This window comes from Pantoea sp. Ae19-2 (assembly GCF_059801205.1).
In genome coordinates this window covers 1751357-1777438 of record NZ_JBCHWE010000001.1, presented here as the reverse complement: position 1 = coordinate 1777438, position 26082 = coordinate 1751357, and the positions used below count along the sequence as shown (strand labels likewise).

Sequence of the window (26082 nt, the reverse complement as noted above, 5' to 3'; positions counted from 1 at the left end):
AATTTCTTGCGAGTTTTAGCGAGGGGGTTTTATTGCGTCATTAATCTTAATAAAAGGCATTTATTTTACGGCTGGGCTATTCAGGCATGGATCCTGCTTAGTATCAGGACTTTTCCCTTACAGATGTAAAGAGAGTTGATATGAGCGAACCAAAAACACTAAATGAGCCAGAAAAAGAGGCCACAGAGGCGTGGAACGTCGGGCCCGGCGCGTGGATCTCACTGGTCATCGTGCTGCTTGTCTTTTCAGGCTTCTTTTTCAAGGTTGACGGCATGGCATGGCTGGGCGCGTTTGATTTCACCACGCTTGGCGGCGCGTTCGGCACCATGAAGACGCCGGAAACCAACACCTTTATCGGCAGCGGCGGCATCAGTGCCAAAGCGGGTTTCCTCTTCGCGCTTTCGCTGGTGCCCACGGTGATGCTGGCACTTGGCCTGCTGGAAATCTTCACCCATTATGGCGCGATCCGCGCAGCACATAAATTACTCACGCCGCTGTTAAAACCACTGCTCGGCCTTCCGGGTTATACCGGCCTTGCGCTGATTACCGACCTGCAAAGTACCGATGCCGGCGCGGCATTAACGAAAGAGCTCTATGACAGCAAAAAGATCACCCGCAAAGACGTGGTGATTATGGGATCCTGGCAATACTCTGGCGCCGGGTTGATTAATAACTATTTTTCTATCGGCTCGGCGATGTTCGCTTCACTCACCATCCCGATTATTATTCCGTTGGTTTTAATGTTTGTGCTTAAATTCGTTGGCGCAGCCGTGGTGCGACTGGCATTAAATACTGTTTATAAGCGAGATTTCGACAATGAGTAATCAGGCAAAAGTCTCCAGTAATCCGTTTGATATTTTCGTAATTGGTGCGCGCAAGGGTTTTAATATTGCCATTAATAATTTGATGCCGAATGTATTAATGGCCTACGTGATCGCCGAAATGCTTAATTTGTTAGGGGTGATGCAGATTATTGGCCACGTGTGCGCACCGTTGATGGGGCTATTTGGCCTGCCCGGTGAGGCGATCACCGTGTTGTTAACCGCCTGGCTCTCGTCATCTGCCGGAACCGGCGTTGCCATCAGCCTGCTGAGCAAAGGCCAGCTTGATATCGGGCAGATCACGATTCTTGCGCCCGCCATCTTTTTGATGGGTTCGCAACTCCAGTACATGGGGCGCCTGCTGGGCGTGGCCGATGTACCGAAAAAGTACTGGCCGCTACTGATGGCGGTCAGCATTCTCAATGCCGTAATCGCCATGTTGATTATGCGCGTTATTGCCTGAGCATTAAGGAGTAAGACGTGTCACCTACACTTGAGCACTTTAATTACCTGCACCAGATCCCGGAACTGGGGTTCGAAGAGTACAAGACGTCCGCCTACATCGCGGGCGTGCTGGAGGCGGCAGGCTACCAGGTCACGCGCCAGGTTAATAACACCACCGGTATTGTCGCGGTGCTGGACAGCGGTAAGCCGGGCCCAACCTTAGCGCTACGCGCCGATATGGATGCGCTGGGGCATATCATTGACGGCAAACATGTGGCGCGCCACACCTGCGGGCACGATGGTCACTCCACCGTCGTATTGACCACGGCCCAGGAGGTGATGGCTGAGGAGCGGGTGAAAAAGGGCAGGCTGAAGCTGATCTTCCAGCCTGCTGAGGAGTTAGGCACCGGCGCGATAGCCCTGACCGAAGGCGGCGTGTTGGATGATGTTGATATGTTGCTTGGCTTTCATCTGCGCCCGCTGGAGGAGTGCCCGATGGGCCAGGCCGTGCCGGCAATGTACTACTCCGCGTCCGCCACGGTGGAAGTGGTGTTTCATGGCAAAGCTGCGCACGCTGCGCGCCCGCACTTAGGCGTTAACGCGTTGGATGCCGCCGCCCATGCGGTGCAGGCGGTAAACGGCATTCATCTTGCGCCCTCGTTGACATGGAGCGCGAAAGCGACGCGTTTTCTCTGCGATGCGGGCGTGACCAACTCGATTCCTGATCGCGCGCAGGTGTGCTGGGATCTGCGCGCCGCTGAGAACGAAGCGATGGATAGCCTCAAACCCCAGGTGATACGCGCGATTGAGAGCAGCGCCGCCGCGTATGGTGCGCGCGCGGAAATTCGCATTCTGAAAGAGATGCCCGCCGCGATTATCCATGACGAGGCAACAGCGGTCATCACACGTGCTATCCGCAGTGTGTTTGGTGAAACCGGCCTCACCGCGGCTAAATCGACACCTGGCAGTGAAGATTTCTTCCACTATCTGCGTCTTCGACCTCAAATCAAAGGCGGCTTCTGGGGACTGGGCGCCAACCTGACGCCCGGCCTGCATCATCCGGAGATGCATTTTGACCGCGATGCGTTGGCGCTGGGAGTGAAAGTGTTTAAAGCCTGTGTGGAGGATGTGCTGGGCTGACGATCAGCATTACAGTGACGTGCCGTGCTCGTCGGATATCAGTATTGCAGAAGAGAGGGCCGACAATGCTGTCCGACGTTCGCGGCCATCATCGTGAAGCCGTTACGGGCATCCTTTTCAGGTGAGTGGCCCCGTGACTTGTACCCAAGCGTAAACGTTCCTTTTCGGCGGGCTTTGCTGTCTGCCGGGGAGGAGGGCACCGGTATCCGTCACCGTCACGGGGGGCCAATTTCACTCTCTTTAGCGATATCGGTTTCCGGATGGGGCTGGCGGCACAGATGGCGACGAATGCCTAACCGAACGCCTCTGCCTGAAATGGCGAATCGGGTTGTTTTGTCGTGCGCCACAGGGTAAATACGGGACAAAGCGTCGGCTATGTTTTTGCTGCTTGTCGGCAAAACGCTGAAAAATCAGTGACCGATCCGGTTGCCGTACTCATCAATAACTTTTTCGCCATCCTCTTTCGTAAAGGCTCCCTTCTGTGGCTCAGGCAGAATGCCCAGAACGGCCTCAGACGGACGACAGAGCCTTGTGCCGAGCGGCGTCACGACTATCGGACGGTTGATGAGGACAGGATGAGCCAGCATAGCATCCAGCAGTTCATCATCATTGAACCGATCTTCGGCCAGCCCCAGATGTTCATACGGCTCTGTGTTTTTGCGCAGCAGATCGCGCACGCGGATCCCCATATCCGCTATCCGTTTTTTAAGCTCGTCGCGGGAGGGTGGCGTCTCCAGATATAAAATCACTGTTGGCTCCACGCCACTGTTGCGGATAAGCGCCAGGGCGTTACGCGACGTCCCACAGGCCGGGTTGTGGTAAATGATGATGTTAGTCATAAATGGCACTCCGTTACGGGGCTACGCTGGCGCAGTCACGTTGTAAAGGTTAAACAGAAAGACGCAGGGCCAGCGCCGCCAGCGTGACAAAAAGTACCGGCAGGGTCATCACAACGCCCACGCGGAAGTAGTTGCTCCAGCTGATGGTGATATTTTTCTGCGCCAGAACGTGTAGCCACAGCAGGGTCGCCAGGCTGCCGATGGGGGTGATTTTCGGACCAAGATCGCAACCGATGATATTGGCGTAAATCATCGCCTCTTTCACCACACCCTCAGCCGTGCTGCCATCAATGGAAAGGGCACCGACCAGGACGGTAGGCATGTTGTTCATCACCGATGACAGAAAGGCCGTCAGAAAACCGGTAGCGAATGTGGCTCCCCATACACCATGCTCTGCAAACCCGTTCAGGGCGGACGAGAGGTAATCCGTCAGTCCGGCGTTACGCAGGCCATAAACCACCAGATACATACCCAGCGAGAAGGTGACGATCTGCCAGGGCGCGCCTTTCAGGACTTTACGGGTATCAATCACCTGTCCTTTACGGGCAACCAGCCACAGAATAAATGCCGCGACCGCAGCAACCAGACTGACCGGAACGCCGAGCGGCTCCAGAGCAAAAAAACCGGTCAGCAACAGACACAGAACCAGCCATCCGGCTTTAAAGGTTCGCACGTCACGAATGGCTTCCCGTGGTACCTTTAGTTTTGCCATGTCATAGGCGACCGGGATGTCTTTACGGAAGAAGAAGTGAAGCATAACCAGCGTGGCCGCCACGGATGCCATGTTGACCGGCATCATGACAGACGCATATTCGCTGAATCCCAGCTTAAAAAAGTCCGCCGTCACGATGTTAACCAGGTTCGACACGATGAGTGGCAGGCTGGATGTGTCAGCGATAAAACCTGCCGCCATCACAAACGCCAGCGTTGCGCCGGGGCTGAAGCCCAGTGCCAGTAGCATGGCAATGACAACAGGCGTCAGGATCAGTGCCGCCCCGTCATTGGCAAACAAGGCCGCCACTGCCGCACCCAGCAGAACACTATACGTGAACAGCAGCCTGCCTTTACCGCCACCCCATCGGGAAACGTGCAGGGCAGCCCACTCAAAAAAACCAGATTCATCGAGCAGCAGGCTGATGATAATCACCGCGATAAACGTGGCCGTCGCGTTCCAAACGATCTGCCAGACGGCCGTAATATCGCCGAAATGCACTACGCCCGTCAGCAGGGCCAGCACAGCCCCGATAACAGCACTCCAGCCAATACTCAGCCCTTTTGGCTGCCAGATAACCAGTACCAGTGTCAGGACGAATATAGCGCCTGCCAGAAACATACTTTTTCCTTTTAATACAAAGTCTGGTAAACAGGACGTAAGACAGCCCTGCAAACAGATATGAAAAATCATATGTGTTTGAGTAAATTTTTAAATGCAGACAGGCTTGCCGTTGGTGGTCGCGTTATTCCTTTCAGCCTGCTGGCTGAGTTGCAGAATGTCATCGCGCTGACACAGGTAAGCCTGCTCGATCACCATAGCAGCCCATGCGGGCATGTGTGGTGACAACCGATAATGAATCCATTTGCCGTCACGCCTGTCAATAAGCAGACCACTATCTTTGAGCAGTGCCAGATGCCGTGAAATTTTAGGCTGACTTTGCCTCAGGATTGACGTGAGTTCACAGACGCAAAGCTCGCCTTTTTCACGCAACAGCAGTACCAGACTGAGGCGTGTTTCATCCGAAAAATTTTTGAAAAGCTGAAGAGGCTGAAGTTGAGGCATGCTGACTCCTGATTACGGAACAGAAGACATTGTTGCTGTCTGTCTACGGCGAGTCAATAACATATTTGCTAATTCATATGTATTGACTCACTCATGGCTCATCTTCGGATATTCCGTCCAGGGTTTACCTGCACAGTAAAGCCAGGGATCATTTACGATTCGGTAAAGGGGATTAAATCATATTGCGTAAAGGCACGTTTTGCTAAAGAGAACGATCGTTTCCTAAAATACACTTCAACAGCTGATATCAAGCCTACAACTTTATAAACAAGTAACAGTAAACCCTTAAATCGCGTTCCCAGAGCAGACATTGTACAAAAACGCCTCCAAGCCCGACGCCATGAGCGCCATTGCACGCTACTTCGACAGTGCGTCACTGCCTACTCAGCAGGAAACGCTGGGAAGCATTGCGTCAGAAATCCTTCGCGCAGGAAAAAGCCTGAACCGCACGGCCATTTGTAGCAAGCTTGTCCGTCGCCTGGAACTGGCAGGAAGTGCAGAAGAAGAGCAGCACTACTGTGAACTCCTTCGTATTTTATTCGGCCCTAAAGCCGGGAACTGATGCCCTACGACTGCCAGGCTGAACCCCAATACTCGTTTTTCCCACTCATCTCCCTCACGTTGACCGCTTTTGCCGCTGCATAATTCCTGAGGCATAATCTTACGCCGTCATTACTCACACGTTCAGAGCCGTGGCCTGGAGATATTCAGGGGAACGCTGAAACGCGCGCAGTGGTTACATCGAAAAGTGATACCCCTTGGTTATCATGTCTCAAAACCGGACATTTATATGCTGACGCCAGTTAACTCTCTGCTTACTGCGAAGCGTACCTGTTACTTCTGAGATTATTCACTGTTACCTGGCTCAAAGTACGGAGTAATCAGCATATGAGGAATAGCGAGAGAAGCGAGCGCAGCAAATAGCGATTTAATGTCTGCGTCACTAGAGGGGTACATGATACAGGTTGTCACGGCCGCCAGCAGAATTGCCGCTAAAAGCACCGGCCAGGTCGCATAAAGGTAACCTGTGTAATGAGCATAACCCAACTGAATTCGACGTAACCGGGTTTGCGGCAGGGCATGCAGAATTAAAAAACCCATGGAAAAGCCGACAAAAGGTGGAAGGATCAGCAAGGCCAGCGTTCCGGTAATGAGCCGCACATCGTGACGAATCAATCCGGTGATAACCAGGCTAAGGGTACAAAGTGCGCCCGCGTTAGCCATGAAAAACGTCACGGAACTGAGCAGTGAGGGTGTCAGTCCTGCCTGGTGAAGGATGATGTTGTATTCTCGCAGGTGGAAGAAGGCTGGGGTCGCTATCATGCTGACTCCTCTGGCAAGGCGCTCTGACATCCCTCCCTTTGGCGCATCCTCAAGGGCAAAATGCAGCGCAGATGCCAGCAAGAAACCGGGTAATGCCAGTGCCGGCGACCAGTGCCACCAGAACAGGCAAAGCAGGATGATCACGCCATAAGCCGCCAGGAATGGCAACTTACGCCCGCGTTTTACTATTGCCAGATCGCTGGCACCGTGTGCCATGCCAATCACACCTATTGCTACTATGGCAAACATTAACTGTACGCGCAGCGGACTGAAAGAGGCAGCCAGCGCTGCCCCCCACAGTCCTGTCCAACTGGCAGTTTGCCGCAGACTCATACCCGCACAGCACCATCTGATGTGGAATGGCGCAGCGCTTTTTCAAGACTGGATGCAGCGTAAAAGGCGTAAAACACCTTGGCGATGATATCAAGAACCAGGAATGCCCATACGGACGCAGGGTCGGTGATGACTTTTAATCCTTCCGGACCGACAAGGAAAACGATAGGGTAGATAAACCAGACCACCGTCAGCAATGCGACGTTTTTGTTGTAAGCGACCGCCATCGCCCTGCCGCGTCCAGCGGCAATCGTACGCAGCGGTCCCCACAGGAGGTAAACCACGCCAAGAAACGCAGCACAGGACCAGAGATACCACACCCATTTTGCGGCGAACGTTGTCGCCAGTGCAGAGACCAGACCGGTAATAATCATCATCACATCCAGAATGATGATAGCCGTTAAAAAACCACCCATCTCACCCGGTTTACTCTGTTCATGAAAGGCGACCATAACCAGCCCCGCCAGTAATACAGGTGTAGTGACGGACCAGTCAGCATAGCGGGCGAGATAAACGATGCTGCCACTTTCGGTCGCCAGATTACCGAAACCAAATGCCATTGCCAGATAAGCGGTTGCCGCAATAAAAGGGACCGAGGCATGCATTAACGTATGATGCCGGAGGGGGAATATCTTTTTGCCTGAGGCATAAATCACCAATGACGCAAGTGCCATGACCGAAAACCCGATCAAAAATGCGGTTTGATCCATAATACTTTCTCCTTGCACAGACGCCCTCACAGGGCCGTTTGCGCTGCCATAAATTGAAATTGTTTTATATTCCGAATGAGAATATGCATAAAGTATATGACGTGCCGTTCAAATTGCTAATGATGCAACAGTGTGGACGGAAACTTCGGCGAAATACATTGAATAAGTGATTCTTTATTCGTCGAGTCCGGAGGGATAAATGTAAAAATCTGTTTCACTAACTTTCATTTTTAACAATTTGTATCCAATAAAAAAATGGGACCATTTTATTTTTTCTTTTAATATCATTGGGTTAAATTGTTTTCTTGGTCTTGAGGAATTTGAAGGTAATTAATATGAAAGAGAAAGAATTATATTATTCGCTAGAGAAAATAAAACACTGTACTAAGTAAAGGACAAGGTTTCCAAACAGGTCAATGGCGCTGTGTTAATTGGCACTTTGTATAATAACAGGTCGTTACTACGTCGCTGGCGTGATTTTCTAAAAGAAACCAGCTGACTTAATATGGCGGTCGTGACCTACTCTCATTGATCAATACATCGCGATTTTAGTCATGTCCGCTTTTGACACAGAGCGGACATGAATTCAGTGCAATTTTGGCTGAGAGCAACCAGCGGGGTAGCTCTTAATGGAAATGTCTGCGTTTTCATTCACCCAGCACATCACCTAAATTTTGGGGATATCGTTTCTGATTTGCCCGGAAAATGTTTTGGTGGAAAATTTCAAACGCGACAAAGCTCGTTGGCCCTTACTTTCCATTCGTCAAGCTGATTGGGATATTCAAAAGAGTAATAGACGCGAGCATCCTCAGGCAGAATATTACGCAGTGCCTGCATACAATTGGCCTCACAGGGCCGCAATTCAATATAGGCAGCCGTGATGGGTATTACATCATCGGTGGAATAGCGCTCGATGCGGTCTATCGCGGCAACTAGCGCCGCCATTTCGCCATGTAGCCTGACCCAGTTATGGGTATAGATTCCTGGTGGCATGCTTACCTGCATCCGACTGTTTCCGAACGCATAACGAATATTCCCCCGAAGCCTGTACTCGACTACTGCACAGCAAGACTCAGGACCGAAACCAGGTTGTTCCACTCGTTTCTTTTTGTCCTCCAGCGTGCGCCTGACAATCGGATAACCGGAATTGAGAGAGTATTCAGTTTTTATAAGTTGCATCAGAGATCCTTACACTTAACCATTATTAATAAATTATATGGAGTTCCGGCGCAAAATTCCATATAAAAGGGCACTAAGGGCTGAAAAAGTTAAGTTTTGCTTAATTATAATTAGCGAGATTTAATCATCCTGCGTTTTCCTTCGGCTTTATCATCACGATACCTGCCGCTCCGCATCTATACTGGCCCACTTCATATCTGTCGTTCTGTCCAGCCAGTCCTTTATGGTTCGGGTCAGTGAGTATTCCGTCTGTAGTCATGACGGCTCAATCATCGGGTTTACCAGAGGCAGTGGAAATTTTGCAGAGATGCGCTTTGTCGATGCCATCCCGTGGGGGAGATACACATTACTCCTGCAACAGGCCAGTCATGATCAGGGCGTTAATCAACTTGATGTTGATGAACAGAATCATCAGGGGGTTGCCTTTAACAAAAAGAAAGGCTTTATTGAGACGGGCTCGCTTTGAGCCTGATGGTCAGGGAAGGCGCTGTGCGTCATTGCAAAGGCAACGAGCGTGAATATCAGCCGCATTATCTGCTGCCACCAGCGCCTGCCATGCTTGTTGTGTGATCGAATAAAACAGGCTGGGCGGCGCATTATCCACATCATGAATCTCTTTAAGAAATCGCAACCCGGTTTTTTCCAGCACGCGGATAGAGGCTTGATGATGGCTTCTTACCCGGGCTGATATCGTATCCAACCCCAGTTCGCGAAAACCATACTCCAGCGCGAAGCGCGACAGCTCCGTAGCGTAGCCCTTACCCCATGCGCTGGTGGCAAACCGATAGCCAAGATTATGAATGGTTTCGTCACCGTGAATGCGAACGCTCAGGCCGCCGAAACCGATAAGGGTATCCGGTGCATCCTGGGTTGCTATCGCCCAGCTGTCATAGCCATAACGCTGGTACGATCGCAGTCTGTCGGCCAGCACCTTTTGCGCGTGAGCCAGGTCAGGATAAGGGCCTGCCGGGTTAAACGTATTGGTCGCGGGATCACCGTAAATCCTGAACAGATCCTTGTCATCGGAAGGGCGCATAGCTCTGAGCAATAAACGCGGGGTCTGAAGATGCACTATAAACCTCAGTGTAAGGCCATCTGAATGGCATATTATTAGCGCGTTTACCCGACGAGGAAAAGAGATGACGATTCAGCAATTGCGTATTGCCCGACCCGTTACTGATTTAGCCGAGAGCAGCGCAATGTACTGTTCGGGCCTGGGCCTGATGCCCATTGGGGAATTCACCGATCACGAGGGATTTAGTGGGGTGATGCTTGGCGACGAAACCCTGTCCTGGCATCTGGAATTTACCCACTGCCATCACCATCCCGTCAAACCGGCTTCAACAGCCGAGGATCTTCTGGTGCTGTATTTGCCCAGTGAAGCGGACTGGCAGCAACGCTGCCTCAGCCTGACCCGCGCAGGTTTTACGCGCGTAACATCGTTTAATCCCTACTGGGCGGAAAACGGCGCTACCTTCCAGGATAAAGACGGTTATCGTACGGTGCTTCAGCACGGCACCTGGCGATTGTAGTCCTCTTTTTCAGCCTCATCCCTTGAACCTGCCTGACGTCACAGGGGGCAAGTAATAAGCGTGCGGTTAACGTGAACGACTGACGCAAAACCGCCAAATATGTGAGGCGGGCAAGGGCTTGGTGGCCGGGTAAACGCGTGGCATGATGAGGGACATCTTTCAGCGTAAGAGCCAACACGTGATCAATATTGCCTGCTTACATACCGCCGCCAGCAATATCGCCATTTTTGACGATGCTGCCCGTCAGCTTGAGCTGGACCATCTGCAGCTCAGCCATCTGGTCATGCCGCACCTGCTGGCTGAAGCTGAAGCCAGCGGCGGCCTGACCGCAGGACTGCACGAGCGGCTGGTTGCTCTGTTACGGGATCTGCAACCGCACTTCGATGTCATTCTGATCACCTGCTCGACATTAGGGCCGGTTTCAGAAGCCTTCACCTCATCCCGACAACCCTGCGCTGTCTGGCGTACCGACGGCATGTTGGCAAAAGCCGTGCATCAGAGCGCAAAGAAAACGGTGGTGCTCTGTGCGGCAGAATCCACGCTTGGCGCAACGCGTGCGCTGTTCTGTACCGACGGGCAAACGCCGGACATCCGCCTGATTCCCGAAGCCTGGCAACGCTTTAAAGCGGGAGATGGAGCGGGATATTTTCACTGCGTACGTACAGCGGTGGAACATGCCTGGCAGCAGGGCGCAGAGCGGGTGGTATTGGCACAGAGTTCGATGGCACCGGTTGCGCAGCAGTTTCCGCCTGAACGTCAGCCCCTGTCAGGTCCGCATCTGGCGCTGCTGCAGTGTCACCAGCAGGCTAACCGTTAAGGCCGCAACCTGGTTGCGGCCAGAGTCAGTTATTCGTCCTGCGTCAGCGTTCCTTTCGCGCCATGGGGTTCTGAGCGCAGATACTGCGGCGGTGCTTTGACATTGGCATTGAATTCGGCCGCGGCGTGCCATGGCCAGCGTGGGTTATACAACATGCCGCGTGCCAGGGCGACCAGGTCGGCTTCCTCCTGTTGCAAAATCTCTTCAGCCTGCTGTGGCTCGGTAATTAAGCCTACCGCAATCACCGGAATGCCAATCTGCTGGCGGATGTCGCGTGCAAAAGGAACCTGGTAATTTGGCCCGACCTTAATCTGCTGTTGTTCCGACAATCCGCCGCTGGATACGTGGATGTAGGCACAGTTCAGGGATTCAAGCTGCTTAGAGAAGGCAATGGACTGGCCGACATCCCATCCGCCTTCTACCCAGTCGCTGGCCGAAATACGCACCCCAACCGGAATCTCTGCGGGTACGGCTTCACGTACCGCATGAAACACTTCCAGGGGATAACGCATTCTGTTTTCCAGCGAGCCGCCGTATTCATCACTTCGCTTGTTGGATAAGGGAGAGAGAAACTGGTGGAGCAGGTAGCCATGCGCGGCGTGAACTTCAATTAATTCTATTCCCAGACGAACCGCGCGTTTTGCCGTTGCGACAAAAGCATTTTTAACGCGCTCGAGATCGCTGGCCTGCATCTCTAGCGGAAGATGCTCGCCATCACTGAACGACAGGGCAGAAGGGGCCAGGGTTTGCCAGCCGCCATCCTGAGGCGCAATCTGTTCGCCACCTTCCCAGGGAACGGTGCAGGATGCTTTACGCCCGGCATGGCCGAGCTGAATGCCGATCGGCATATCGGAGTACTGACGAATATCCTGCAGAACCTCGCTCAGCGCCGTTTCTGTTTCATCGTCCCATAAGCCTAAATCGCCATAGGTGATCCGGCCGATGTCCTCAACGGCGGTAGCTTCAATAATCAACAAGCCTGCACCCGATAAGGCAAGATGGCCCAGGTGAATACGATGCCAGGCGGTCGCACTGCCTTCATCAGCCGAATACTGACACATTGGCGCAATGACTATCCTGTTATCCAGGGTTAACTCACCCAGAGAGAAAGGGGAAAAGAGCTTGCTCATAAAAACCTCATTGTCGGCGCAGGGGGAAAGTGTGTTGAAAACTATAGTGGCTGATGAGCAAACGCGTACTTCTGACAGCGTAACAATTTATTGAACAGCCTTATTTAGTTACAGCATACATATAAAACAGGAAGAACAGGCAGAATATGTAAAGCGATCACGGCCTGAAAAAGATGAGATAACGTTGCGTAGGCAGGGGAAAACGGGAACCCCTGCTGTTATTGCCGAAGATAACAGCAGGGTTCAGGGTGGCTAATAACGCATTGCGAAGAGTGATCGGTCACAATCAGGCTCTCTGCAACGCCTTCTCGTCAAGCGCATACAGCGTCGCGGTGGCTTCCAGAATATGCTGCTGATCGTTACCCGGTTTATGGGAATCAACGTGGGTAATGTGATAGCCCACAGCACCCGCCTCCGTTGCTTTGCGCAGCAGGGCATCCGTGATTTCTTCCATCGATGTCGCCCAGGTGACGGTTGTCACGCCCATCGGCTTGATGGCATTTTTTTCATCCTGAGACAAACCTGTACGGATAAACACAGGGCTAACGGTCTGAGGAGAGAAGATAGACAAAATATCCTGAACAAGTGCTTTCATTTTCGTGCTCCTGAGTATCTGAAATTACGGCATCACGCGCCTGTTGAGCGCCATCGATTTTTTAATTCATTCGCCATGAGTTCGATTAACGCGGTCATGTTAAGGACTGTCGGCAAAAGTTATAAAATACCTTTTCCGGTTAACGAATTTGGCTTTTCTTGCTAATCAGATGCTTATGAAAGCTTCAGCCACACTTGAGCTGAAATATGGAAGGTTTTTTGTGTCTGCTTACAGGTTGTGAAATCTGGATACAAAATGCCAACGCGAACTTAACAATCAAGCCGGCAAGAACAGCAAAGTGGGATAAAAGGGCGCGCGGCGTCGGGCTGACAGACGTTTACATTAATTGAAAAAATTGAAATCAGCCGCATTGTTCAGGTAACAGGTTGATAAGTAACAGGCTTACCCGTGATGAAATTTGCCTTAGGGAATTCTCTCGTCCATCGGCACAGGATTTTCATAAAACTGTCACAACGCATCCCAATACTGCACAGCCACGGAGTAACAAAAAGACATCTTTCGACATCCTTTGAAACCTGTTTCTTTGTTCAGGCGGTCGCTGTCATCATTATGGAGAGTTTTATGCCACGTCAACCTCGTCTTCACCCTTCCTCTACTGTGTTTTCCCTGCGTCAACTTCCTCTGTGCCTGCTGGCTCTGGGCGGTCTGACCCTCAGTGCCTCTGCGTTTGCCGACGCCATCAAAGCGAAAAACGTCATTGTCATGATTAACGATGGTGCAGGCTGGGGAACATGGGATGCCACCGCATACTGGCAGTACGGTGGGCGCGATAAAACGCCTTATGCTGGATTCCCGGTAAAGTATGCCATGACAACCTATCCACTCAACGCCTCGAAAAAAGCCACACACAGCAATGAATCCCTTGTTAATTATGACGCGCAGAAAGCCTGGGACACGACAAAAACCCAGAGCAAAGAACTGCCCTTTAAGGGTTACGAATATCTGGCCATCAATCCTACTGACAGTGCGGCGGCGGGCACCGCGCTGGCATCCGGGGTAAAAACCTATAACAATGCCATCAACGTCGATAACATGGGTAAACCGGTCGACTTCATTACTCTGACAGCCAGGGCACAGGGGAAGGCCACGGGCGTCGTCACCAGTGTGCCGTTCTCGCACGCCACGCCAGCGGCCTTTGGTGCGCAGAATGCTTCCCGTAACGATTATCACGCGATCGCCAGACAAATGCTCACCGCCGGTAAGCTCGACGTGATTATGGGAACCGGACTGCCGGGCTTCAACGTGAATGGAACGGATTGTCAGCATCTGGCGAAAAATGAGTCCACCGCCGGCTGTGGCAAAGATGCGAACCTTTATCTGGCGCAAACCGAATGGGATTTACTCCGCGCGGGTAAGCTGGCGCCAGCGGGCGGTCAGCCGTGGAAAATTGTGCGCAGCACGGAGGCGTTTACCCAGTTGGCTAACGGCTCGCTGAACTATGATGGCCCGCTGCTGGGATCGCCCAACGTCGCCCCCAACGGAACGTTACAGCAGGGCCGGCAGGGTGAATTTGTTGGTAAAAATGCGGCGAATCCATCAGGCGATGCATTTATTACCACTGTGCCAACGCTGAACCTGATGACCCGTGGCGCGATTCAGCATCTGAGCAAAAATCCGAACGGCTTCTTTATGATGGTAGAAGGTGGGGCAACCGACTGGTCTGCCCATACCAGCAATGCCTGCAGTGGTAAAGGAGACTGGGGCAACACGTATAACCCCAACTGTGTGGGCGTTGAATACGGCCGTCTGATTGAAGAAAGCGCCGATTTTAATCACGCCGTGGCCTCTGTCATTGAATGGGTCGAGACAAACAGCAACTGGAACGAGACCTTGCTGATTGTTACCACGGATCATGATAACGGCATGCCGATGGGGCCGGATGCGCAGACTCGCGCATTTGAACCCGTCATCAATAACGGCAAAGGCGCCATGCCAGGCGTGTCTTTCCGTCCCACCGGCAATCACGCTAACGCGTTGGTTCCGCTGTGGGCAAAAGGTGTGGGCGCTGAAGCCTTCGCCGAACGCGTGCGCGGTAACGACGCGGGCTATGCCAAATATGTCGGTTACAATCAGGGTGATTACATTGATAATACCGACGTTTTCACCGTCGTAAAGGCCGCGCTGGAGGGAAAGGCCGTTGAAAAAATTATGCCCGGGCAGGCCAGTAAATCCTGACGTGACAATGTCACAATAAAGAGGGCGCGTGATGCCTTCCTGACCGCATCAGGTACGCGGTGCCGGTGAATATTCGCTCACCGGCACCGCTGTGTTATCTCCGTCACCCGCACAACACGTCGATGCCTTCACTTTTTTTTTCCGCCGTCAGCAATATTCTGCTGGCTCATTCGTCTACCTCATCACAAACGTGTGTTTATCACTGATGAGGTCATTCTGATATGAGAGATTTTGATCACCCTTCGTTCCGCCATGCCCGTGCCAGGGGCAGAAACCGACTGGCGAAGCCGTTGATAGTGGGTGCCGTTTTTATTGTCGCACTATGTCTGCTGGTCATGTCACTGTGGAATGCCTTGCTGCCCGCGCTTATCGGGGTTAAAACGATCGGTTTCTGGCAGGCCGCAGGGTTGTTGCTACTGTGCCGGATTCTGTTTGGCGGCTTGGGTATCAGGCCGGGAATGTTTGGCCATGCCCGGCGTCGTATGCATGAACGCTGGATGCAGATGACACCGGAACAACGAGACGCATTTATGAAGCAACGTCGGGAAGGTTTTGGCCATCGGGGGCAACACTGCCGTGATAAACGCCGGGACGAACAGCCTCCGTCGTCAGATGACAACCATGCTGCCCGGACTGAGTAGACGATGAAGGCCAGCGCATCGCAAGCCTCATCGTGGGTCAAAGCGCTTACGCTCTGCAGAACGAAACTCCAGCGATTTATTCGTGCCCGTACCCCAGCACGGGAGGAGGCTGACGATATTTTGCAGGAAATTACCTGTCAGTTGATCGGCGTGGAACAGCCGGTTGAGAATATCTCCGCCTGGCTGTTTCGGGCGGCACGCAATGAAATGACGGATCGGGCGCGTAAGAAGCGGGAGTTGCCACTTGCCAGCTACATGAAAAACGACGAGGAGGATGGGGTTGAAAGCGAACTGGCTGAAACCCTGTTTGGCATTCCGCAAACCCCTGAAGATGATTACCTCAGGGCGCTACTCTGGGACGCGCTGGAGGCGGCGCTAGCCGAACTTCCGCCCGCGCAGTATGAGGTGTTTGACCAAACGGAGCTGCAGGGAATCAGCTATAAAGCGCTGTCAGAATTAACCGGCGTCAGTGTTCAGACCTTGCTGTCGCGCAAGCATAAAGCCGTACTGTATCTGCGCATGCGCTTGCGGGCGGTCTACGACGATCTGGTCAGTGAAGATTGAAAAAAGGCGGCCATGACGGGCCGCCAATGTTCGCATTATCCCCTTGAAAGGGGAAGGATGACGCGATCAGCCCTTCACGCCGCCGGCGGTCAGGCCGTTAACCAGCCAGCGTTGCGCCAGCAGGAACACCAGGGTAATAGGAATGGCAGAGAGAACGGCGGCTGCGGCAAAATCGCCCCACAGATAGTTTTGCGGATTAAGATATTGCTGCATGCCCACGGCCAGCGTGTAACTGTTGACGTCACGCAGCAGCAGTGAGGCCACCGGGACTTCCGTTACCGCAGCGATAAACGCCAAAATAAACACCACGGCTAAAATGGGCACCGATAACGGAAGTAAAACCAGCCGGAAAGCCTGCCAGGGCGTTGCGCCATCCAGCGCCGCCGCTTCCTCCAGCGAGCCATCAATGGTTTCGAAATAGCCTTTTATCGTCCAGACATGCAGCGCGATGCCGCCAAGATAGGCGAAGATCACGCCGCCATGGGTATTTAAACCCACAAACGGCAGATATTGCCCGAGACGGTCGAACAGGGCATAAAGCGCAACCAGCGACAGCACCGCCGGGAACATCTGAAAAATCAGCATCCCTTTTAACAGGCTCTCACGCCCTTTAAAGCGCATCCGGGCAAAGGCATAGGCGCAGGTGGTGGACAGCGCCACAATGCCCATTGCGCTGATAGCCGCGATCTTGACCGAGTTCCACAGCCACAGCAAAACAGGAAAGGGCGGCGGCGTGACTGAGCCGTCAGCATGCTGAACGCTGAAGCCCAGCGCCAGCCGCCAGTGTTCCCAGGAGATATGTTCCGGAATAATACTGCCGGTGGCAAAATTTCCCGCGCGCAGCGAAATCGCCACTACCATCAGTAAGGGAAACAGTATTGCCGCAATAAACGCCAGCAGCAGCAGATGCGTCATAAACAGACGTAACTTCTGCGATTTGGGTTGTACCATCGCCATCATGACTCCTTAGTCGAATTTCATCCGCACGGCTTTCAGATTGATCACCGCCAGTGCGCCAACCAGCAGGAAAATCAGCGTGGCGATAGCCGCTGCCAGACCAAAGTCCTGCCCGCCACCGCCTTCAAAAGCAATACGCCAGGTGTAGTTCACCAGCAGGTCGGTATAACCCGCAGGCGTGGTCGTGCCGAGCCTGTCGGGTGCACCATTCGTCAGTAGCTGCACCAGCACAAAGTTATTAAAATTGAAGGCAAAACTGGCAATCATCAGCGGCGTCAGCGGTTTTAACAGCAGCGGTACCGTAATCAGGAAAAAGTTTTGTAGCGGCCCGGCACCGTCCATCGCAGAGGCTTCGTACAAATCCTCGGGAATCGCTTTCAGCAGCCCCATGCACAAAATCATCATGTAGGGATAACCCAGCCAGGTATTCACGATGATCAGCATGGCACGCGCCAGCGTAGGATCGCTGAACCACGCCGGTTTACTGCCAAACATGGCGTTGAGCATGACGTTGATTTCGCCAAAGCTCTGGTTGAATAATCCCTTGAAGATCAAGATGGAGATAAAGGCGGGCACGGCATAAGGCAGGATCAGCATTACCCGATAAACGGCTTTGCCTTTTAACGCCTCCCACTGCACCAGGCAGGCCAGCACCATGCCCACCGCCACCGTTAACACCACGGTCAGCAAAGAGAAAATCATCGTCCAGCCAAAGATGGCCAGGAACGGCTTTTGAATCCCCTCGTCGGTGAACACGCGAATAAAGTTCTGCCAGCCCGCGCCCACGGTAAATCCGGGACTCAGACGTTCTTCTCCCCACTGGCCCTTTGCGTCAATCACCTGATAAAAGCCGGTATCCGGATTGGCGCGATAGCTTACGCCGCTTTGCTGGTTTCTTAACGTCTGATGATCCGTTACCCCATAGAGCGGGCGCGTTCCTGAAAACTGACGCAAGGAACTCATGACCAGTTCACGTCCGTCAGGCAGCACGGCGCGGAGTTTTGCCAGTGCCTGGCGATGTGTGGTGATGACGCGTAAGTTTGCCCGTTCTCCCTCTGGAGCAGGTGCGCTCACCATCTTTAATGGGCCCGCAGTGTCGAAGGAGAAGAGCGGTGACACCCAGGTCTGACTGTTCGATCCCTCGCTAAGCACCAGCCGCCAGCGATCGCCTTCGGGAAGCAGGCTGAAATTCAGGCCTGCGCCGTCCTGATATTGTCTGCTGAGTAAAACCTGCTGAGCCCGCTCCTGGGTCAACTGATTGGTGCTGCTGTAGTTGGTAAAGGCAATGCCCACGGTACAGGCCAAAGGGAACAAGACAAATAACATCATTCCAGCCATGCCGGGATAAACATAACGCCAGGCGTAGGCCCTGCGATTGGCATAAATCCCGATGCCCAGCCCGCTTATGACCAGCGCCAGCAGGGCAAACAGGTATTCCCCCTGAGCATACATCAGCACCAGTAAATAACCGACCAGCAAACAACAGATGCCCACCAGTGCGCCTTTCAACACAGAACGATGCCGTCCCGTTTGCGGTTTTTCTGACATGACCCGATTTCCTTAACGGCAGGTTTGCAGGCCAGCAAACTGGCCTGCGCTGAACGATTTACTTGCTTATACGTGACTGCGCATCCTTGAGCGCGGCATCAACGGACTGACGGCCGCTCAGCGCGTTAAGGGTGGCGGTGCGCATGGCGTACCAGAACGCGGCCATCTGTGGGATGTTGGGCATAATGTCACCGCGTTGTGCATTGTTCATGGTGGCGGCAATACGCGAGTCTTTCTCCAGCTTTTGCTGGAAGGACTTCAGCGCCACCGCACCCAGCGGTTTATCTTTGTTCACGGCCTCAAGGCCGGCATCCGTTAACAGATAGTTTTCCAGAAACTCTTTAGCCAGCTCTTTGTTCGGGCTGGCCGCATTGATCCCGGCGCTGAGTACGCCAACAAAAGGTTTGGTGGGCTTGCCGTTTAACGTCGGCAGCGGCGCGACGCCGTAGTGAATACCGCTCTTATCGATATTGCTCCAGGCCCAGGGGCCGTTAATGGTCATTGCCGTCTGGCCTTTATTAAAAGCGGCTTCGGCAATGGAGTAATCCGTATCGGCGTTCAGGACCTTGGCTTTGACCTGATCGACCAGGAACTGCATGCCGGCTTTGGCTCCGGCATTATCAACGCCGGTGTTTTTGACATCATAGTGTCCGTCCGTCAACTGATAGGCATAAGCGCCGCCGGCTGCCAGCAGCGGCCAGGTAAAGTAGGGCTCCTGCAGATTAAACATGATGGCGCTTTTGCCTTTCTCGCGCAGCGACTTATCCAGGGCGGCCATCTCTTCCCACGTTTTCGGCGGCGTGGGGAGCAGGTCTTTGTTGTAGATTAGCGACAGCGACTCAACCGAAACCGGATAGCCAATGAGCTTGCCGTCGAAGCGCACGGCGTCCCAGGTGAAAGGAAAGATTTTTTGCTGGAAACTGCTGTCCGGTGACACCTCGGCTAACAGGCCGGACTGGGCGTAACCGCCAAAACGGTCGTGCGCCCAGAAGATAATGTCCGGACCGTCACCGGTCGCGGCCACCTGCGGGTATTTTTCTTCCATTTTATCCGGGTGCTCGACCGTAACGTGAATACCGGTTTCCTGTTCAAACTTTTTACCCACCTCGGCCAGACCGTTATAGCCTTTGTCACCGTTGATCCAGATAACCAGTTTTCCTTCTTCAATCTTTGCGACTGCGGAAGCGGAGAACAGCACCGCCGAGAGGGCTGACAGAGCCAAAATTTTTGCGCCAGTTTTCATCTTTAACACTCCATCCTGTTAGCGGAAACGAACATGTTGCTTGCCGCACATTCTGCGTGTTCTTACCGGCTTCTCATCCTCCTGGCCTCTACGCCTGCCGCCGTCGAGGTGTGATCGCTGTTACAAAGTGACAGGATTATCACGGTCTGGCTCACACTAAGGTGGGTGCCAGACTGCGTTACCGATCACAAAAATCAGTGCAGCGCGCGACCGCTCTCGTGTGCTGATGTTTTCTCCTCCTCCCGTCTCCTCCCCCAGATAAAGCGCGTCGGTGGAGGATGTGGCGACGAATCACGCTACGCATAGTGAACGCCAGAATTTGTCCGCTGACGTGCGGGCCGCATTAGCGAGTGGAGAGGAAAGTACTATGGCGAGCGTCGTGTTACGCAATGTCACCAAAGCCTGGGGCGACACGGTCGTGTCGAACGATATCAATCTGGAGATTGGTGAAGGCGAGTTTGTCGTATTTGTCGGGCCTTCTGGATGCGGTAAATCAACGCTGCTGCGGATGATTGCTGGCCTGGAGACGATTACCCGCGGTGAATTGTTGATTGGCGATAAACGGATGAATGAGGTGCCGCCTGCCGAACGCGGCATTGGCATGGTATTTCAGTCTTACGCGCTTTATCCCCATCTCTCGGTGGCAGAAAACATGTCTTTTGGCCTGAAGCTGGCCGGCGTTAAAAAAGCGGAAAGAGAGCAGCGCGTAACCCAGGTTGCTGAGGTGCTACAGCTGGCGCATCTGCTTGATCGCCGCCCAAAGGCGCTCTCTGGCGGACAGCGCCAGCGCGTTGCCATCGGCCGCACGCTGGTCGCCGAACCCCGAGTCTTCCTGCTGGACGAACCCCTTTCTAATCTCGATGCCGCGCTGCGGGTGCAGATGCGCATCGAGATCTCCCGCCTGCATAAGCGACTCAGGCGCACCATGATTTACGTGACTCACGACCAGATCGAAGCCATGACCCTGGCCGATAAAATTGTGGTACTGGACGCCGGTCGTGTGGCGCAGGTTGGTCGGCCGCTGGAGCTCTATCACTATCCGGCAAACCGCTTTGTTGCAGGCTTTATTGGCTCGCCAAAAATGAACTTCCTCCCCGTTAAGGTCACCGCCACCGCGATTGAACAGGTGCAGGTGCGCCTGCCCAATAATCAGCTGGTCTGGCTACCGATAGACAGCGCCAACGTGCAGGTCGGCAGCAATATGTCGTTGGGTATCCGGCCGGAACATCTGCTGTCCAGTGATATCGCTGACGTCACCCTTGAGGGGGAAGTGCAGGTCGTTGAGCAACTGGGACACGAAACTCAAATCCACATCCAAATCCCCGCCATCCGTCAAAACCTGGTGTACCGCCAGGAGGACGTGGTGTTGGTAAAAGAGGGCGCCATGATGGGCATTGGCTTGCCACCCGAGCGTTGTCATCTGTTCCGAGAGGACGGAAGCGCGTGTCGCAGGCTGCATCAGGAGCCCGGCGTTTAATCCAGCAAAACAATAAAAGCAATGACCTCAGGAGATAGAAAATGTTAACTCTGCGCAAACTTTCCCTTGCCGTAGCGGTAGCGACAGGCACGCTGTCTTCACCGCTGATGGCGGTGGATTTTACCGGTTATGCTCGCTCCGGCATTGGCTGGACGGGCAGCGGCGGCGAGCAGCAATGCTTCCAGGCAACCGGTGCTCAAAGTAAATACCGTCTGGGTAACGAGTGCGAAACCTATGCTGAACTTAAGCTGGGTCAGGAAGTGTGGAAAGAGGGCGACAAGAGCTTCTACTTCGACACCAACGTGGCGTACTCGGTTTCTCAGCAAAACGACTGGGAATCCACTTCACCGGCTTTTCGTGAAGCCAACGTCAAGGGTAAAAACCTGATCGACGCCCTGCCGGGTTCCACTATCTGGGCCGGTAAACGTTTCTACCAGCGCCATGACGTTCACATGATCGATTTCTACTACTGGGATATTTCCGGCCCGGGTGCGGGTCTGGAAGATGTCGATCTGGGATTTGGTAAGCTGTCGTTTGCCGCAACGCGCTCATCGGAAGCGGGCGGCTCTTACACCTTTTCTAACGATCGCATTCGCAATTACGCCACCAGTACCGCAGATGATGCTTTTGACGTCCGTCTGGCAGGGCTGGAAACCAACCCAAATGGCGTCCTGGAACTGGGTGTGGATTACGGCCGTGCCAATGCGCGTGACGGCTACCGCTTAGAAGATGGCGCATCCCGAGACGGCTGGCTGTTCACCGCTGAGCATACGCAGAGCATGCTCAAAGGCTACAACAAATTTGTGCTGCAGTACGCGACCGATGCGTTGACGTCCCAGGGGAAAGGGCTGGCACAGGGCACGAATATCAATAACAACGGCAAGATGTATCGGGTTCTGGACCACGGGGCGATCACCCTGGCGGAACGCTGGGACATGATGTACGTCGCGATGTACCAAAACACCGATCTGGATAACAACCGGGGTAATGAGTGGTACACCGTTGGCGTGCGGCCCATGTACAAATGGACGCCGATCATGAGCACCCTGTTGGAAGTGGGCTATGACAACGTGAAGTCACAGCAGGTCGGCGAACGCAATGGTCAGTACAAAATCACGCTGGCGCAGCAGTGGCAGGCTGGAGACAGCATCTGGTCACGTCCTGCGCTGCGGCTCTTCGCGACCTATGCCAAATGGGATGAGAAGTGGGGTTATAACAAAGACGCGGCCGGTGATATCACCACCTTCGCGTCACAGGACAGCACCGGAAACGGCCTGTTTACCAACAGCCGCGGCAACAATGATGAGTGGACCTTTGGCGCGCAAATGGAAATCTGGTGGTGATCCCTTTTCTGGATAAACCGCTGTAGACCGTTTCGCACTGTCTTTCAGGCCGCGGCGGCTATTGCCTGCGTTGCCGCGGCCTGCCCGTTTCTCGAGGTTAAAAATGAAAACGTATAAAACATTCACCGCACTTTGCCTGAGCGCGCTCCTGCTGGCAGGACACAGTCTGCCTGCACGGGCCGCGATCAATCTGATGCCGCAGGATGTCTCTGCAGCGCCCGCCATTCCGCTTTCCAGCCTGCAGAGCATGCACTGGCAACCCCTGGATACCGCACGGCCGCAGGTAACGACGTTAACGGCCGGGCACAGTCCGCTAAACGTTGCCGGTATCACCGGGCCGGTCGCCGCTTACAGCCTGCCTGCCACGCTGGGCGAGCTGACAATCACCTTAAGCAGTGAGGTACAGCAGAACCAGGTCTTTGCGCCCAACGTGCTCATTCTGGACGAAAACCTGCGTCCGGCCGCCTGGTTCCCCAGCCGCTGGTTTTCTTATCAGCAACCTGGCGTGATGGCCGCTGATCGGTTGGAAGGCGTGATGAAGTTGACCCCGGTTCCCGGACAGCAAAAAATTTATCTGTTGGTATTCACCACAGAGACGGATCTTGCTCAGACCACAACGCTGGTTGATCCGGCAAAAGCCTATGCCAAAGGCACCGGCCATGCCGTTCCCGATATTCCCGATCCGGTTGCCCGTCATACAACATCTGGCACAGTAAAAATAAAACTGAGTACCCGCTCGGATTCCTCAATACTGGTCGGGCCGTTGTTTGGATCCTCTGGCCCGGCTCCGGTTACGGTCGGAAACAGTCAACCAGCGGCAGCCAGTCGTGCGCCCACTGCGGCTCCTGCAGCGAAAACACAGCCTATTGTTCAGGATACCGAAGGCTATTTTAACGATGCTATTCGCCAGGCGTCGGCGCAGGGCAATATTGATAAAGCGCTCAGACTGCTGGATGAGGCCGAACGGCTCGGCTCGACGTCTGCGCGGCAAACCTTTATCAGCAGTGTTAAAGGCAAGGGGTAATCACTCCGGCAGTGCTGATTTGTTCCATCTGTTGCACTGAGGCGCACCTTTTTTATGAGGTCAGTGACCTGTCCCTCGCGCTTAACCTGTTCCGTTCTGGCGTAAATTCGCGTCTTTCTCTTTCAAAGAGGCTGATACTTTTGGTCAGGCTTTGCGCAATCCTCAGCCTAAATGATGTTATTGAGGTACCCGATCGCGTTCCAGGACGCGCGTAACCTTCGGCACTGATACAAAAAAGGCTCTATCACAACTGGAGCCTTCATCATGTTAATACGTCTGATTATCTCTTTTTCCCTCATCGTATTTAGTCATTCTGCGATGGCCAGCAACGGCTTTCGCCAGTTCATAGCAGGCGAGCAGCAACGCCCGGTTGAGGTTGCCGTGTGGTATCCCAGTGCAGCGTCGTCGCCCAAGGAAAACATTGCGGATAATCCCGCGTTTACAGGTGTCAGCGTGGTGCGAAATGCTAAACCCTTGCCCGGCTTACATCCTGTATTACTGTTATCTCATGGTTATGGCGGGAGTTGGCGCAACCTTGCATGGCTGGCCGACGCGATGGCTGAACAGGGATATATCGTGATTGCGACCAATCATCCCGGTACCACGACGTCGGATTTAACATCGGCACACGCCAGACAGCTCTGGCGGCGTCCTCAGGATTTAATCATGGCACTGGAGCGGATTCTGAACGATCCCCTGCTGGCAGGGCGTGCTGACGTGAAACGAATCGCCGCTGTCGGGCATTCTCTTGGCGGCTGGACGGTAATGGAATTAGCGGGGGCGCGTTTTGACCCGCAACAATTTGCTCATGACTGCATCCAACATGCTGAGTTGTCCAGCTGTCGGCTAATGACAACACTGGGCCTTGATAACAGGCAAGGGGCCAGCCACCTGAGCTCAGACCTGCAAGACCCGCGCATTAAGGCGGTAGTGGCGCTGGATTTAGGGTTAGCTCGCGGACTCACGACGCAGAGTCTGGGGCATATTCGGCTGCCCGTGCTGATCTTAGCGGCAGGTGTAGATTCGCCGGCGCTGCCTGCCTCGCTTGAATCGAAGTATCTGGCAAAGGCATTATCAAGTGACATTGTCACTTATGGTGTTATCCCCGGCGCGACCCATTTTAGCTTTATGCAGCAATGCAAACCGCAGGGAGAGGCGCTGATTGAGCAAAGCGCGCCGGGCGAAGGGGAAGTCTGCCGGGATGGACAGGGCGTGAACAGAAACGCACTTCACAACATGTTGATCGGTAAAATCAGTGCGTTTCTCAACACCGCGCTTCACTATCATCCATAGCCTGACGAAATGCGGTGGGGGTTTTCCCCGTAATGCGCATAAATTCCCGGTTGAAGTTCGACTTACTGATAAACCCGGTTTCAAGCATGATGTCGGTAATTTTTAGCTGTGGCTGGCGCAGCATGTCCTGCGCCTTTTCTATACGAAACCCATTGAGCCACTGCGAAACGTTGCACTGCCGTGTAGCGTTTACCGCGCGAGAAATATGCCGTGCTGGAATATCGAGTTTGCGTGCAAGCTTGTTCAGCGTAAGATCGGTATCAAGATAGTAAGCGTGTGCGCGGACAAGGTTTTCGATGTGCAGGCATAAGGGCTCAAGCGTCGCATCCTTTGCCTCATCATCGGTAAGGGATGACGTTTCTTCGGCGTGAGTTTCACCCGCAGGAACGCTCTTTACTGCCCGGACAATGGCAATACAAAGTAACGGTAGCGTCATTCCCTGAAACAGGGCAATTAATTGCGGGGCAATATTCATCATTCTGCTGATAACCGCGTCGGTGAGTGCCGAAAAGCAAAGAAAACAGCCCGCAAAAAAGGTCATTTTCTGCGTTATGGAGGCTTCTCTGAAGCGTGATTCGACAAAAAAATCAGCTCCGTTTGTTGCTGCACGTAGTAGTGCGATGCCATAACCTGCATAAATCAGAAACAACAGAGCATCGGTCAGAACGGGCAGACACAGCTGGATGATGATGGCAGTATAAACAGGGATAACAGCCAGCTTCAGGCGACGCGCACGGGATTGATGCGTAAGGCCGCTAAAGCACGACCAGGCCACTGCGGGTAAGAGTGTTGCCAGTATAGCCTGCAGGGGTTTAAGAAGAGAGAAATGCCATTCCCACCTAATTATACTCAAGGCCATTAGTCCTGCCGACGCTGCAATAAACATCATTGCCCCACGGTATTCGCGCTTACCAGAACGAATGAGCATCATCATTAATATCAGTAGTGCAAATAACGTCAAAGCAGGAAAGGGAATCGAAAACATACGCTAACTCAAAAGCCAGAATGGCGTCCATTTTACAGAGTAAAAAACACGAATCGATAGCTAAACGCAAACCTTATGTTCTGCCTGTGTTTTCTCACGCCAGTCCATTTTGGTGTACTGCTCTTCATGCTGACCGCATTGAACAGCCTCTGCGACAACGATTTCAGCGAT

The 26082-nt window shown here is 53.4% G+C and carries 27 protein-coding genes; 14 read left to right on the top strand and 13 right to left on the bottom strand.

Annotated features, from left to right (window positions below; translation table 11 throughout):
* The first annotated feature begins 140 nt into the window (after window positions 1–140).
* The 3 genes from AAIE03_RS08160 to AAIE03_RS08150 are packed head-to-tail and all read left to right on the top strand — an operon-like array spanning window position 141 to window position 2405.
* A complete protein-coding gene (locus AAIE03_RS08160; protein ID WP_014593702.1) occupies window positions 141–824 on the top strand; it encodes a nucleoside recognition domain-containing protein in 684 nt (227 codons plus the stop codon).
* On the top strand, window positions 817–1284 hold the full coding sequence (locus AAIE03_RS08155; RefSeq protein WP_013025769.1) for a YjiG family protein: 468 nt from the start codon (window positions 817–819) through the stop codon (window positions 1282–1284). The genes AAIE03_RS08160 and AAIE03_RS08155 overlap by 8 nt, the downstream gene beginning before the upstream one ends.
* Window positions 1285–1301: 17 nt before the next feature.
* Window positions 1302–2405: a M20 peptidase aminoacylase family protein gene (locus AAIE03_RS08150; protein ID WP_019105225.1), complete on the top strand. Its 1104-nt coding sequence runs from the start codon at window positions 1302–1304 to the stop codon at window positions 2403–2405.
* 410 nt (window positions 2406–2815) lie between these two features.
* On the opposite strand, the gene arsC is transcribed toward AAIE03_RS08150, so the two are convergent.
* The 3 genes from arsC to AAIE03_RS08135 all read right to left on the bottom strand — a co-directional run bounded on the left by arsC (window position 2816) and on the right by AAIE03_RS08135 (window position 5021).
* Window positions 2816–3244 (bottom strand): glutaredoxin-dependent arsenate reductase, encoded by a 429-nt coding sequence (arsC, locus tag AAIE03_RS08145; RefSeq protein WP_024471606.1) that lies wholly within the window; start codon window positions 3242–3244, stop codon window positions 2816–2818.
* A gap of 49 nt (window positions 3245–3293) precedes the next feature.
* Window positions 3294–4577, bottom strand: a complete 1284-nt coding sequence (locus tag AAIE03_RS08140) for an arsenic transporter (RefSeq protein ID WP_028715131.1) — start codon at window positions 4575–4577, stop codon at window positions 3294–3296.
* A gap of 90 nt (window positions 4578–4667) precedes the next feature.
* A complete protein-coding gene (locus tag AAIE03_RS08135) occupies window positions 4668–5021 on the bottom strand; it encodes a metalloregulator ArsR/SmtB family transcription factor (RefSeq protein WP_042676344.1) in 354 nt (117 codons plus the stop codon).
* A 310-nt stretch (window positions 5022–5331) separates the two neighbouring features.
* On the opposite strand from AAIE03_RS08135, the gene ycgZ reads away from it, so the two are divergent.
* Entirely contained in the window at window positions 5332–5583 is a 252-nt protein-coding gene (ycgZ, locus tag AAIE03_RS08130; RefSeq protein WP_013025774.1) for a regulatory protein YcgZ, read from the top strand.
* Between the two features lie 284 nt (window positions 5584–5867).
* Here the strand turns inward: ycgZ and AAIE03_RS08125 are convergent, their stop codons facing one another.
* The 3 genes from AAIE03_RS08125 to AAIE03_RS08115 all read right to left on the bottom strand — a co-directional run bounded on the left by AAIE03_RS08125 (window position 5868) and on the right by AAIE03_RS08115 (window position 8566).
* Window positions 5868–6677 (bottom strand): Brp/Blh family beta-carotene 15,15'-dioxygenase, encoded by an 810-nt coding sequence (locus tag AAIE03_RS08125; RefSeq protein WP_013025775.1) that lies wholly within the window; start codon window positions 6675–6677, stop codon window positions 5868–5870.
* Entirely contained in the window at window positions 6674–7387 is a 714-nt protein-coding gene (locus AAIE03_RS08120) for a bacteriorhodopsin (protein ID WP_014593707.1), read from the bottom strand. The genes AAIE03_RS08125 and AAIE03_RS08120 overlap by 4 nt, the downstream gene beginning before the upstream one ends.
* Window positions 7388–8110: 723 nt before the next feature.
* The gene (locus AAIE03_RS08115; RefSeq protein WP_498562936.1) at window positions 8111–8566 is read right to left on the bottom strand and encodes a hypothetical protein; all 456 of its coding nucleotides are present in this window, start codon (window positions 8564–8566) and stop codon (window positions 8111–8113) included.
* A 307-nt stretch (window positions 8567–8873) separates the two neighbouring features.
* On the opposite strand from AAIE03_RS08115, the gene AAIE03_RS08110 reads away from it, so the two are divergent.
* Window positions 8874–9032, top strand: coding sequence for a hypothetical protein (locus AAIE03_RS08110; protein WP_158639833.1), 159 nt, complete (start codon window positions 8874–8876; stop codon window positions 9030–9032).
* A 9-nt stretch (window positions 9033–9041) separates the two neighbouring features.
* Here the strand turns inward: AAIE03_RS08110 and AAIE03_RS08105 are convergent, their stop codons facing one another.
* Complete coding sequence (locus tag AAIE03_RS08105; RefSeq protein WP_064373769.1) at window positions 9042–9638, bottom strand: GNAT family N-acetyltransferase; 597 nt, start codon at window positions 9636–9638, stop codon at window positions 9042–9044.
* Between the two features lie 67 nt (window positions 9639–9705).
* Here AAIE03_RS08105 and AAIE03_RS08100 point away from each other — a divergent pair, with 67 nt between their 5' ends.
* Both AAIE03_RS08100 and AAIE03_RS08095 read left to right on the top strand, forming a co-directional pair.
* The gene (locus AAIE03_RS08100; RefSeq protein WP_014605841.1) at window positions 9706–10098 is read left to right on the top strand and encodes a VOC family protein; all 393 of its coding nucleotides are present in this window, start codon (window positions 9706–9708) and stop codon (window positions 10096–10098) included.
* A gap of 142 nt (window positions 10099–10240) precedes the next feature.
* Complete coding sequence (locus tag AAIE03_RS08095) at window positions 10241–10915, top strand: hypothetical protein (protein ID WP_013025780.1); 675 nt, start codon at window positions 10241–10243, stop codon at window positions 10913–10915.
* 29 nt (window positions 10916–10944) lie between these two features.
* Here AAIE03_RS08095 and AAIE03_RS08090 read toward each other — a convergent pair whose 3' ends face one another.
* Together AAIE03_RS08090 and AAIE03_RS08085 are read right to left on the bottom strand one after the other, a co-directional pair.
* Entirely contained in the window at window positions 10945–12045 is a 1101-nt protein-coding gene (locus AAIE03_RS08090) for an NADH:flavin oxidoreductase/NADH oxidase (protein ID WP_022622781.1), read from the bottom strand.
* A gap of 286 nt (window positions 12046–12331) precedes the next feature.
* Window positions 12332–12640 carry a YdgH/BhsA/McbA family protein gene (locus AAIE03_RS08085; RefSeq protein ID WP_013025782.1) on the bottom strand — a complete coding sequence of 103 codons (309 nt, stop codon included), beginning with the start codon at window positions 12638–12640 and terminating at the stop codon, window positions 12332–12334.
* A gap of 582 nt (window positions 12641–13222) precedes the next feature.
* Here AAIE03_RS08085 and AAIE03_RS08080 point away from each other — a divergent pair.
* The 3 genes from AAIE03_RS08080 (at window position 13223) to AAIE03_RS08070 (ending at window position 16041) form a co-directional block, all read left to right on the top strand.
* Window positions 13223–14836, top strand: a complete 1614-nt coding sequence (locus AAIE03_RS08080) for an alkaline phosphatase (protein WP_498562935.1) — start codon at window positions 13223–13225, stop codon at window positions 14834–14836.
* 221 nt (window positions 14837–15057) lie between these two features.
* Window positions 15058–15477, top strand: a complete 420-nt coding sequence (locus tag AAIE03_RS08075) for a hypothetical protein (protein ID WP_014605837.1) — start codon at window positions 15058–15060, stop codon at window positions 15475–15477.
* 3 nt (window positions 15478–15480) lie between these two features.
* Window positions 15481–16041, top strand: coding sequence for an RNA polymerase sigma factor (locus AAIE03_RS08070; protein ID WP_013025785.1), 561 nt, complete (start codon window positions 15481–15483; stop codon window positions 16039–16041).
* A 66-nt stretch (window positions 16042–16107) separates the two neighbouring features.
* Here the strand turns inward: AAIE03_RS08070 and malG are convergent, their stop codons facing one another.
* From malG to malE, 3 genes are read right to left on the bottom strand one after another with little or no spacing between them, the layout of a single operon-like run.
* Entirely contained in the window at window positions 16108–16998 is an 891-nt protein-coding gene (gene malG, locus AAIE03_RS08065; RefSeq protein WP_022622784.1) for a maltose ABC transporter permease MalG, read from the bottom strand.
* 9 nt (window positions 16999–17007) lie between these two features.
* Window positions 17008–18546 carry a maltose ABC transporter permease MalF gene (gene malF, locus AAIE03_RS08060; protein WP_498562934.1) on the bottom strand — a complete coding sequence of 513 codons (1539 nt, stop codon included), beginning with the start codon at window positions 18544–18546 and terminating at the stop codon, window positions 17008–17010.
* A 58-nt stretch (window positions 18547–18604) separates the two neighbouring features.
* On the bottom strand, window positions 18605–19789 hold the full coding sequence (gene malE, locus AAIE03_RS08055; RefSeq protein ID WP_014593716.1) for a maltose/maltodextrin ABC transporter substrate-binding protein MalE: 1185 nt from the start codon (window positions 19787–19789) through the stop codon (window positions 18605–18607).
* A gap of 367 nt (window positions 19790–20156) precedes the next feature.
* Between malE and malK the strand changes: the two genes are divergently transcribed.
* From malK to AAIE03_RS08035, 4 genes are all read left to right on the top strand, one after another.
* Window positions 20157–21266 carry a maltose/maltodextrin ABC transporter ATP-binding protein MalK gene (malK, locus tag AAIE03_RS08050; RefSeq protein WP_498562933.1) on the top strand — a complete coding sequence of 370 codons (1110 nt, stop codon included), beginning with the start codon at window positions 20157–20159 and terminating at the stop codon, window positions 21264–21266.
* Between the two features lie 41 nt (window positions 21267–21307).
* Entirely contained in the window at window positions 21308–22609 is a 1302-nt protein-coding gene (locus AAIE03_RS08045; protein WP_498562932.1) for a maltoporin, read from the top strand.
* A gap of 103 nt (window positions 22610–22712) precedes the next feature.
* Window positions 22713–23633 carry a maltose operon protein MalM gene (gene malM, locus AAIE03_RS08040; protein ID WP_019105216.1) on the top strand — a complete coding sequence of 307 codons (921 nt, stop codon included), beginning with the start codon at window positions 22713–22715 and terminating at the stop codon, window positions 23631–23633.
* 264 nt (window positions 23634–23897) lie between these two features.
* Window positions 23898–24926 (top strand): alpha/beta hydrolase family protein, encoded by a 1029-nt coding sequence (locus AAIE03_RS08035; RefSeq protein ID WP_019105215.1) that lies wholly within the window; start codon window positions 23898–23900, stop codon window positions 24924–24926.
* Here the strand turns inward: AAIE03_RS08035 and AAIE03_RS08030 are convergent.
* Window positions 24898–25911: a helix-turn-helix domain-containing protein gene (locus AAIE03_RS08030; protein WP_019105214.1), complete on the bottom strand. Its 1014-nt coding sequence runs from the start codon at window positions 25909–25911 to the stop codon at window positions 24898–24900. The two genes, AAIE03_RS08035 and AAIE03_RS08030, sit on opposite strands and share 29 nt — an antisense overlap.
* Window positions 25912–26082 lie beyond the last annotated feature (171 nt).